Source organism: Flavobacterium flabelliforme (genome assembly GCF_017948675.1).
GTDB classification, from domain to species: Bacteria; Bacteroidota; Bacteroidia; order Flavobacteriales; family Flavobacteriaceae; genus Flavobacterium; species Flavobacterium pygoscelis.
This window is the reverse complement of the sequence record NZ_JAGFBU010000025.1, coordinates 1-842: the sequence shown is the minus strand read 5'-3', so window position 1 is coordinate 842 and position 842 is coordinate 1. Positions and strand designations below refer to the sequence as shown.

Genomic DNA, 842 nt, shown 5'->3' with positions numbered 1-842 from the left:
TCCCCAACCACGCCAAGCGCCAAGACGTTGTAAGCAATACCCGAAAAAACGAAAACATTGAAAAACGAAATAATAAAGATAGCAATTGAGGAAATAGAAAATCCAACTTTTGAAACTACGCGTCAATATCTTGAAGTTCATAGTGTTGAAATGGAAAATGGAATGCCAAAAGTCGAAAGAGTCGATTTAGAATCTTTTGATGACGTAAAAACGGTGTATTTTGCTATCCAAAACGAACCATTTTTTTTAACTGTCAACTTCAGAAAAAAAAATAACGAATTATGCGGAGTTGGAACAGAGAACGGAAATAGAGTTTACTTAACGTCTACATCTGAAAATTTAACGTTCAATCAACTTTCAGAAATTACAAAGTTCAATGACGTTTTTGGTTGGTCTATAAACGAGGAAAGAAAAATCGGAAAAGGAAAATACAAATTTAGTCGTTTAACATTTGAACCAATTAAAAGTCGCGCCTACGATTTAGAAACTAAATTGAATTTGCTATTGACTGAATTAGAAAAAGACGTCGAAGGAATACTAAATTTAACTAAAAAGGCTGACTCGATTATTTCAATACATTATCAACAATATGTTAGTGGAAACTCAGGGATTCACTTAAACATTGAAACTATTAATCGATTAAATAATTTAAATTTAGGAATAGATATTGACCAATATATTTACGGAAATTATCTAAAGTAAAAAGGTACTGCTTACAACAGCGGTTTGCATAAATGGCGAAATATGTGGTAAATTCACGTTTATCTTTCGCAAGAAATTTTATCTTAGCCGAAAATAATCGTTTACGAAGTTCGCCACTTCTGCAAGCCGCGAAACGTTAG

General features: G+C 32.4%; 1 protein-coding gene. It reads left to right on the top strand.

What is annotated here, in order from left to right; all coding sequences use genetic code 11:
* The first annotated feature begins 57 nt into the window (after positions 1–57).
* Entirely contained in the window at positions 58–702 is a 645-nt protein-coding gene (locus J3S90_RS15705) for a DUF4279 domain-containing protein (protein WP_210646974.1), read from the top strand.
* Positions 703–842 lie beyond the last annotated feature (140 nt).